This window comes from Streptomyces sp. ADI95-17 (genome assembly GCF_003846175.1).
GTDB lineage: Bacteria > Actinomycetota > Actinomycetes > Streptomycetales > Streptomycetaceae > Streptomyces > Streptomyces sanglieri.
Genome location: NZ_ML123050.1, coordinates 48392 through 57538 on the forward strand (window position 1 = coordinate 48392; position 9147 = coordinate 57538).

A 9147-nucleotide genomic window follows, 5' to 3' on the forward strand; every position below is an offset into this window, starting at 1 on the left:
AACGTCGTCACCGTGCCGACCGTGAGCACGGAAATCGTTCGGGCGCCTCGTAGAGCCATGCCAGTCCTCTGTGCAGAATCAGTGTCTCGAATTACCTCCAGTCTCTGTTCCGCCCCACTCGTACCTCGTACTGCACGAGGATGGGCTCATGATCCAACTAGCGGTGTAGGACGGCACACCGACGTCCTGCTGGAGTCCTGCTCCGTGTCGTTCATCAATCAGGGTGGGCGGCCGATCCGCCGTCTGCCGACAGTCGTGCCATCGACACCCCGACCCGCAGCGCTGAGACGGCACGGGAGGGCGCAGCGCCGACGGCGCGGCCCATCGCCGTGTCGTCGGCGCCCGGGCGGGAACGGCTCAACACGGTTGCCGTGTACCGGCACCCGCCGTCTGGGTGACGACGCCGACCTCGTGCGCACCAACCCGACCGGGCTGCCGTTCTTCGCAGCCACACAAACCGGCGGACGGAGGCCAACAACAATGCAGTGTCGATCAGTTGCCACCTCGCCACCGTCCGCACCCACCCGCAGACAGCAGCGCTCCGGTGCGATCGGCCCAGATCGCCTGCATCGATTCGGCCGTGTCGCGGGCGGCGGTGCGGGTGGACCGGCGCGGGTCGAGCGCCCGACCGGTGGCCAAGTTCTTGCCGGCGGCGAGCTCCTCGGGAGCGACAGTGGCGGACCAGTCCGGCGCGCCGGCCCACCCGGCGTGGCCTTCCTGTCCTACGGCTTCGTCGGACCAGCGCGCGGGTCCCCCGGCCCCTAGGGGTTAAGGGAGGGACACCCGGTGCTGTTCCTCTCCTCCTGCAGACCGCGTGGCTCGCGCTGAACTGGATGCTCGGTCTCGGACTGGACGCACGGGCAGCGCAAGACCACCCGGATTCCGGACGCGCGGCCCTGGAACGGGCTCGTGGACCACCGGGATCGGCGGCCTGAGAGCGGCAGACCCCTCTCATCAGAGCCTGCAAAAACTGTTTCAAAAACCAGGGTGGTTCAACCACCTTGAGCACGCGTACTCACGCCCCCGCCGCGCCTGCGAAGGGACACTGGGACCATGACCCGTCGTACCAGCACGGCCGCAGTCGCGGTGCTCTTCGTCCTCGCTCTGACGAGCTGCGGGAAGGGCGTGGACGATCTCTTCTCGAATCTCAACGGCACCACGTCGTCCGACACCTCCGAACACGAAACCCCGAGCAGCGACACGGCCGGCCCGGATGCGCCGCCCTTCTACGGCGACAACAGCCGGGCCCGACGCCCGGACCGTCCGGCCCCGGCGGACGAGAAGCAAGCCCGGGAGAAAGTCAAGGACATCACGCAGCCCCTTGAGGACCTGCGACGTCAGCATCGGACCCGGCCCGCCCAGGTGCGCGAGGCCCTTGCACCACTGGCCGCTCCTGCCCACCTAGAGGTGACGGAGCGGCCCACCTCAGGAGACGAAAGCCCTGCTCAGGGCAGCATGTACGGAATCTGGATCGGCAGAACCGCCTGCCTCACCGGTGCCGTCAGCGCAGAGCGCGTCTGGTCGGACGTCAACGGCCACTTCCCGGAGACAGGCTGCCAACCCCCGGCGCGGGCCCATTGAGGCCCTCAAGCCCACGGTCGTGTCCCGCCATGTGGTGTAGCAGCGATTGTGAGGTTGATCCCCGGGAGTGGACACCGGGTTTCATGCAACGAGTGACACCGTAGGCGACGTGATCAGTTGCTGTTCGAACTCGGCTGGTGTCGGCCGTGCTCACCTCCGACGATCTTGCAGCCCGGTTCGACAGTGACGGAGTGGTGTGGTCAGGTTCCCAGGTCGGCGTCTCGTGCCAGCAGTGCGGCCTGCACTCGGTTCTCGCAGTCCAGCTTGGTCAGGATCCGGCTCACGTACGATTTGACCGTGGCCTCGCTCATATGGATCCGCTGACCAGCGTCCGCGTTGGACAGGCCCTCACCCAGCAGTGCCAGGACCTCCAGCTCGCGGTTGGTCAGTGCGTCCAGCCGGCAGCGGGCCTGCTCAGCACGGTGGGCGCTCTGGCTGGATGCCAACGAGTCCACGACACGGCGGGTGGCACCCGGCGACAGGTACGCGTCTCCGGCCGCGGCAGCCCGGACCGCGCGCATGAGTTCCGCGGGCGCCGAGTCCTTGAGCAGAAAGCCCACGCTGCCCCCAGTCAGTGCGCGCAGTACGTTTCGCTGTTCCCCGAAGGTTGTCAGGATCAGCACCCGCGTGTCGGGCACGGTCCGGTGCAGCTCGGCCAGGGCCGTCAGTCCGTCCATGACCGGCATCTGGATATCGAGCAGCACGACGTCCACGCGGCGGGTCTGGGCCAGTTCGACAGCCTCACGGCCGTTCACCGCCTCGGCGACGACTTCGATGTCGTCGGCGGAGGAGAGGATCATCCTGACGCCTGCCCGGATGAGCGGCTCGTCATCCGTGACGAGAACCCTGATCATGACTCCCCTGCGCGGTCCTTGAGTGTCTGCCTGCGGTCACTCGCCATCATCCCTGATCGAGCGCCCGCTACTCCTCAGTTTCTCACCTCGAAAGACTTCTTCTCGGTCAACTTGCCGTCCTTGAAGCAGAACCGGAAGACCGGCTCCATGTCCGGATTGTTGCTGGACTCCGTGGAAGTCAGGCTGAGGCACTTCGCGCCCTTGGGCACGGGCGGCGCATCCGTTTCCAGGCCGTCGGTCACGAAGGAGTTCTCTTTGGGCAACTGCTTGCGGATCTCTGCCTCGGGCTGGCCCACCTTCACCGTGTCGTACTGCTTCGGCTCGATCCTGGCCTCTTCCGCCTTGTTCAGGAGGAAGTATCCCCCGACGCCGAGGGCGGCGATCACCAGCAGCAGAGAAATCAGTACCGCCATCCCGCAGCCGATGGCTATGCCGCTTCCGTTCTTCCTGCTCATTGCCTTGGCCAGCTCCTTCAGACCGTTCCCGTTCATGACAGGAGCACCCTCGTCCAAGGAGTCCCCCGGGGTCTGCTGCCAAAAGGTGTTCGTTGGATCAACGAACGTCGTCGTCACGTTGCCGGGCTCGGGGCTCGGGATCCCGCCTTCCGGCGATGTGTACGGCAGCACGCCCGCCAGCCGGAAGCCTCCGTCCGCCGTCGGGCCCGCGTGCGCCAGGCCCCCGATGAGCCGGGTCCGCTCACCGAGCCCGGTCAGCCCCTGGCCGCCGCTCACCACGCCCCGGCCGTTGTCCGTCGTCCTGGTTGCGGGTCCGTTGGCGACCTCCACGACCAGCGAGTCCGGCTCATACCGCAGCTCGACGGTGATCGGGGCGCCCGGGGCGTGCTTGTGGGCGTTGGTCAGGCCCTCTTGGACGATGCGGTACGCCGCGTGATCGGCGGTCGGGGGGAGCGGGCACGGCTCGCCGGAGTGCCGCAGCTTCACGGCCGCGCCCACGCTCCGGGACGTTCCTACCAGGCCCTCGATGCCCGCCACCCCGCGCGACAGCGCCGTGGTGTCCTCCGCCGCCGCCGCCGCAGCAGCCGCGACGCCTGGGGTGGTGCGGTCCTCGTGTGGAGCCTCCGTGCTGTCCCGCATCACCTGTACCACCTCGCGCAGCTCATGCATCGCGGCCACCGACGCCTCGCGCAGCACCCCCACTGCCTCCCGCTGCCGTCCGGTCAGCTCGCGGTCCACCTCCAGCGCGCCCGCGTGCACCGAGATGAGCACCAGTTGATGGCCGAGGCTGTCGTGCATGTCCTGCGCAATGCGCTGACGCTCCCGCGCCCGGGCCTGTCCGGCGATCATCGCGCGCTCGCGTTGCTGCTGGGCCTCGTACTCCCGAAGCGTGTCGGTCAGCGTATGGTGCTGCGACCGGTAGCGGCCGGCCAGGCCGGGAACGATGATCGCGACCAGCGGCCACAGGACGCCGAAGACCAAGCGGGGCAGTGAGAGGTGAGGCAGCGCCTGCACGACTGCCATGCCGAGGTTGAGGACGTATGCGAGGGCGAAGGTGCCGACGGCCCTGCCGACCCCGTCGATCCGCCGCCCCGCCGACCACGCGGCGACAAGGACCAACGGAGCGAGACCGCCGAACAGGACAGAGCCGACGGCCGTCACCAGCAGCACGGACGCGGGCAACGTCCGGCGCAGAAGTGACAGCGCTGCGATCGCCAGCCCGGCGGCAGCGATCCGTACGGTGCCGCCGTGGTCCAGGGCCGCGAGACCTGCTCCCAGCAGCCCAAACGCTACGCTCAGCAGCGATTCGCCCACGATGCGCCAGGGAGACCACATTCCGGGAACCAAGAGAGCCCTGCCCGGGGCAGCCAGCCGCAGGGTAGCCGAACGCAGCCTCGCTGCCAGTGCCTGGAGAGCCGATGCTTTAAGGGCCGTAGATTCCACACGAGTCACCCGGCCACGTTAAGCCCCTCTCAACCCGCTCCGCGCCGGCCATTGGTCGCGACGGCCAACGACGAAAGTCCAACCTGGCGTGGCGGCCCGGCATCCGTCGGCCACCCACAAGACCCCGGCCGCAGCAGAGCACCGACGGGCTCGCCGGACCCTGCCCGGCCGTGGTCGACGAACGCGAACAGCGAGTGATGACCGAAGGTCTTCCGCCAGGTCGCGGCCCCGTATTCCTTTTGCGAGTGCGCGAGACCAGGACCCCGTCGATGTCCACGATCACCTCGCCGCCCGCGTTCGGGGCCGCCTGGCCCGCCAAACGCCAGGCCGCTCGCGGACTTCGCTTCGCGCGCGTTTCCTCGCCCGGCAGGCCGCCGACCACGGCGACACCGACGCCCTGGCCCTCCTGGCTGGGATGCCGAGTATCTTCAACAGGCTGTGGCCGTATGGCCTGGACCCGGACGGCACACCGACATCCCCGTGGTACACGTACCGCCGGGCCCGTCGTAGGGATGCCGCCATTTGCGGCTGGTGACGATCCTGCTGGGTACGGAATAAGCCGATCGCCCCTCCGGCCGGGAGTGTCCAGAGTGCTGCAGGCGGCCGTACAGCGCCAGGAAGGGGTATGTCCGCCGGAAGGCCGTGGTGTCCGTCGTGCGAATGCTGCGCGCCAGCCCCCGGCATCAGGCTCCCTGGTCGCGGAGCATCGCACGGACCAGTTCCAGGGCAACCGGGAGGCAAACTTCGGCGCCGCCGTGGGAGCCGGTGAGGTCGGTGTGACGGAGCACGACAGATGACCCAGATGGGCAACTTGGATGCTCAGCATTCACCTCAAGGTTTTCGAGTCGCGTCGAGCGGGCTCAGTGGGGCGGTTCCTTCCCGTAGGCGTTTCCGGCCTTCGGCCGGGGGTGCGGGGTGCGTGGGGGTCGCTGAGCGCGTTGAGCGTGGCTCGGGCCGCGGCGCGTACTGCTTCGTCGGGGGCGTTGGTCAGCGGGCGGACGAAGGTGTGGGCGGGTTGCGCGTCGAGGCCGAAGGACGCGAGGGCGTTGAGCGCGCCGGTCACCACGCCCCAGCTTTGGTGCCGGCCGGCCCATGTGAGGGTGTCGGTGATCACGGGTATGGCGATGGGGTCCCTCAGCTCGGCCAGGCAGGACAGGTAGAGGCCGGCGGGGATGGGTGCGTTGGGGCGGGCGGGGTCGATGAAGCGCAGGCCGTCGGCGAGGAGGGGGACGAGCCGGTCGGCGGCTTGTGGGTAGCCGCCGACGCCGTAAAGGGCCCGCCAGTCGTCCACCCGGGTCTCCAGGGAACGGATCAGGTCGGGGAGCGCGCGGGGGTCACGGTGGTCGGCCAGGGTCATGACCGCCTCTTGGTAGGCCTCGCGGACGACGGCATTGTCGATCGCCCAGACATCCGGACCATGGGCGGCGCGCAGGGTGGTCATGTAGTCGTCGAGGGTGTCGAGAAGGAGTTTGGTGTCCTCGGGGGCGACCCGGAGTCGGCCGCCGAACCACTGACTGAATCCGCCTTGGATGGTGCGGGCCGCGGCCCAGTCGTCCGGGAGCAGGTCGAGGAGAGAGGTCAGCACGGGACGGGGCAGGATGCCGGGAAGGTCCTTCGTCATGGCGATGGCGTCGTACCGGGTAGCGGCATCGGGGCTGGTCAGCTGTGCAACGAGGAGGGCCGTACGGTCCGCGATCCGGTCGCCCAAGGTGGTGTGGAGGGTGCGTAGGACACTGCTGAGTGGGGAGTGTTCCTTCCAGGGATGGTCGGGATCGAAGTGGTCCGCGGCCAGGTGAGCGGGGCGCACCGCGGGGACGACTGTGCGTCCGCGGACGTGCAACGTCGCTGTGCACCGCCGGCATCCGTCGCATGACTTCTCAGCGGTCGGGGTCCCTGTGATGTCCCGCAAAAGGGCGATCGCGCGAGGCACGAGGTCGGCGGTGTCCTGGTCCGGGTCGATCAGGGCACGATGGGTGAGGGCTGAGAGCCGGACGGGGGCGTCGACGTGGGACCGGTCGGGGCCGTCGATCAGCTCGTCCAGCCAGGTTGCCACGGTCGTCCCCGTCTCCGGCAACCGGACGGCCAGACGCGTCAGCGTGCGGATGACCAGCAGCCGCTCCACGATCCCGTCCTCGGCCGGCAGGCGCTCGGCCAGCACGCGGGCGGCGCGCCCGCCGTTGGCGAGGAAGAGACCGACGGCCTCGATCGCCGGGCGGCGTACCGACGGATCCGGGTCCGCCGCGTAACGGACGAAGGCGTCCGCCCGTTTGGTCATCTCAGCGGTGATGTCGACGTGAGCCGTCGACTCGACTCCATTCGTCGTGAAGTAGACGTCCTCAGGGTCACAACACGAACTCTCCCGCCCGATGCTGAGGAGCAGCCTGACGATCTCGGCCTGGTCAGGGGTGGCAGGGTCATCTGCCATGTCGAACAGGAACGGCAAGCTCATCGCCGTGCACGGGTCGACGGCTCCCTGGTCATGGGCCTCCGCGTAGAACCCGTCGAACGCCTCGGTCCGTACGGCGGGGGCCGGGGAGAGCATGTTCCTGAGATGGTCCGGGACCCCACATACCTGACCGGGCAGGTGGCCGGCCGTCCAGTCGACATCATGTGCGTGGATCATGGACGGCAGTCTGCAAGGGACCACTGACATCGACGGCACCAGCTGAGCACCGCCGGCACCCCACGCACCTCCGCGCAACGCTCTCCGCACAGCGAAGCGAGACGGGGCCGGCAGGCCCTCCGCGCGCTGGGGGCACGGGTCCCCAACATCGCGGCCCCAAACTGGCCAACTCAACTGCGCGGCATGACAAGTCCAGTGCTCATTGGGCAGATGCAGTGCTCGGTCACAGCTGACCTGATCGATCTCAGGCGCCGGCAGATCCGCATCTACAACAAGCTCGCCTTGCGGCCCGCCGTCGGGACGGCCGAGCTGCGCCGGGAGCTGATCCGGCTGTCCTGCCTGATCAGTGCCCATCCGTACTGGGCGGAGCACGGCTGGAGCATGGCGGGCCGGGTCGAGCTGGTGCGGGCAGCCCGGAGCGGACCGGACGGGGTACGGGAACTGGTCATGCACTGGAATGGCGAGGAATTCGTCGTCATCGGGCCCAAGGCATCCGAGGCGGGGCCGTGAGAGGGCGAGAGTCCCGCCCGTGCCGAAGCTCTTCAGCTGCCTTTGGCGAGGGCGTCGGCGAGCTGGTCGTGGGTCATGCCGGAACGTCCTTTGACACCGGCCTTGGTGGCCTTCTCGTACAGCTCGGTCTTGGTCAGCGACCGTAGCGACCCAATGTCCGAGGCCTTGGTGTGCTTCTTCGCGGCAGACTTCTTCCCGCGCACTGTCTTGTCGGAGGTGCCGGCCTTCTCCCCGGTGCCCTTCGGGCTGCGGGCCCCCTCGACGCTGGCTCGCAGGGCCTCCACCAGGTCGACCACACCGGTGGGCTGCGCGGCTGGCTCGGCCTTCTCCACGGCCTCACCGGCAGCCTTGGCCTCGATCAGCGCCTCGACCACTCGGCTGGGAAACCCCGGCCGAGCGCCTGCGCCAACTCCTCTGAACCGGCGCCCACCAAGCAGGCCGCACCTAAAGTGATGGCATGGCTGCACCAGAATGGGAACGACTCACCCGCGCCCGTGGAATGGGGCGCCTGAAGATCATCGCCCGGCACGTCATCCGACGGCCCGTGCTGATCGCCGGCCTCGTCGGCCTGCTCATCCTGTTCAACCTGGTGAAAGACAGCTTCCCGCTGGCCTACGGGCTCGCGGCCCCGGCCGGAGCCGTTCTGATCATGGCGAGCATGGGCCGCTTCCGAGCCCCAGCCGGAGACCCGCCACGCGAGGAGGCTTCACTTCCCGCCGAACCCGACGAGAAGTGAAGCCGGAACGACGCAGCAGACGCCATACCACTACCAACGTGTTGCGACGACCGCTAGAAACCGCCGGCTACCCGGTGCGGGGGCGCTTCGTTGTCATGTTTTCGGGAAGTCCCTGGCTTTGATCTTCGCCATCCGTCCGTCGGGGTGGTGCCAGACGATGCCTTCGCAGCCATCGACCGCTGCCAGGGCCAGCACTGTGCTACCGATCCCCTCGAAGGTCAGCTCTGGCACTGAGACGTGCTGCGCCGCAGCGTGCTCGACGAGCCGGTGAACGTCGCCACCCTCGGGATTTCCGTTCACCTTCGGGCCGATCAGCTCGAAGGTCCCGGCGGTCCACTCGCTCGACCCGGCCGCCTGAAGGGCCTCTGCGTGGAACTTCGCGAACGATGACTGGCCGATTGGCTCCCAGCCGATGGTCTTTCCCGTCTCGGTGTCGACGGAGAGGGCTATGTAGTTCGGCGGTTCCGGCTTGCGGGGCTTCACTTCGCGACGCGCCCACCACTTGCCTGCTTCGTCGAGCATCACGCATGTGCCGTCGTACTTGCGGGTGGCCTGCCCTTCGCCTGTGAGCACCCATTCGCAGCCGGGGGTCACCTTGGGCAGGACGGGCGCGGGATTGTTGTCGAAGTCGCGGACGAACACGGTGGGAATCTTCTGCATTCCGGGATCCTGTCGGTTGGCTGGCTTGCGTGCATCGGAATTTCGTTCAAGCCGCGATCCGGCGCTCCCCCGACACCTGGGCCTCGCACTGGCGGTGGATGAGCGACACCTCGCGCGCGGCCTCGTCGATGGCGGGTTGGCCGCGGCCCATTCGAGGTTGAACCGGATGTCCGGACGGCGTGGTCGACGCGCTGCTGCAGCGTCCCGGCTTCGCACACCTCGGCCCGCCCGCGGAGCGGTACGGGCCGCCGGCATCACCCCCGTGCGGCCGGTCTCTCGATCCCC

8 protein-coding genes and 1 pseudogene are annotated in these 9147 nt (G+C 68.5%); 3 read left to right on the forward strand and 6 right to left on the reverse strand.

Annotated features, from left to right (window positions below):
• The first annotated feature begins 1053 nt into the window (after positions 1-1053).
• Positions 1054-1581 (forward strand): hypothetical protein, encoded by a 528-nt coding sequence (locus tag EES42_RS30930; RefSeq protein WP_124721624.1) that lies wholly within the window; start codon positions 1054-1056, stop codon positions 1579-1581.
• Between the two features lie 200 nt (positions 1582-1781).
• Here the strand turns inward: EES42_RS30930 and EES42_RS30935 are convergent, their stop codons facing one another.
• From EES42_RS30935 to EES42_RS30950, 4 genes and pseudogenes are all read right to left on the reverse strand, one after another.
• Positions 1782-2435 (reverse strand): response regulator transcription factor, encoded by a 654-nt coding sequence (locus EES42_RS30935; RefSeq protein ID WP_124721625.1) that lies wholly within the window; start codon positions 2433-2435, stop codon positions 1782-1784.
• A 74-nt stretch (positions 2436-2509) separates the two neighbouring features.
• The gene (locus EES42_RS30940; RefSeq protein WP_323187707.1) at positions 2510-4342 is read right to left on the reverse strand and encodes a sensor histidine kinase; all 1833 of its coding nucleotides are present in this window, start codon (positions 4340-4342) and stop codon (positions 2510-2512) included.
• Between the two features lie 104 nt (positions 4343-4446).
• Positions 4447-4658: pseudogene (locus EES42_RS46470) on the reverse strand (IS1380 family transposase); the annotation flags it as partial.
• Positions 4659-5159: 501 nt separating this feature from the next.
• A complete protein-coding gene (locus tag EES42_RS30950; protein WP_124721626.1) occupies positions 5160-6956 on the reverse strand; it encodes a HEAT repeat domain-containing protein in 1797 nt (598 codons plus the stop codon).
• 183 nt (positions 6957-7139) lie between these two features.
• On the opposite strand from EES42_RS30950, the gene EES42_RS30955 reads away from it, so the two are divergent.
• The gene (locus EES42_RS30955) at positions 7140-7466 is read left to right on the forward strand and encodes a hypothetical protein (protein WP_124721627.1); all 327 of its coding nucleotides are present in this window, start codon (positions 7140-7142) and stop codon (positions 7464-7466) included.
• 32 nt (positions 7467-7498) lie between these two features.
• On the opposite strand, the gene EES42_RS30960 is transcribed toward EES42_RS30955, so the two are convergent.
• Positions 7499-7840 (reverse strand): Ku family protein, encoded by a 342-nt coding sequence (locus EES42_RS30960; RefSeq protein WP_124721628.1) that lies wholly within the window; start codon positions 7838-7840, stop codon positions 7499-7501.
• Positions 7841-7923: 83 nt separating this feature from the next.
• On the opposite strand from EES42_RS30960, the gene EES42_RS30965 reads away from it, so the two are divergent.
• A complete protein-coding gene (locus EES42_RS30965; RefSeq protein WP_124721629.1) occupies positions 7924-8202 on the forward strand; it encodes a hypothetical protein in 279 nt (92 codons plus the stop codon).
• Positions 8203-8295: 93 nt separating this feature from the next.
• On the opposite strand, the gene EES42_RS30970 is transcribed toward EES42_RS30965, so the two are convergent.
• On the reverse strand, positions 8296-8862 hold the full coding sequence (locus tag EES42_RS30970) for an RNA ligase 1 family protein (protein ID WP_124721630.1): 567 nt from the start codon (positions 8860-8862) through the stop codon (positions 8296-8298).
• Between the last annotated feature and the right edge of the window lie 285 nt (positions 8863-9147).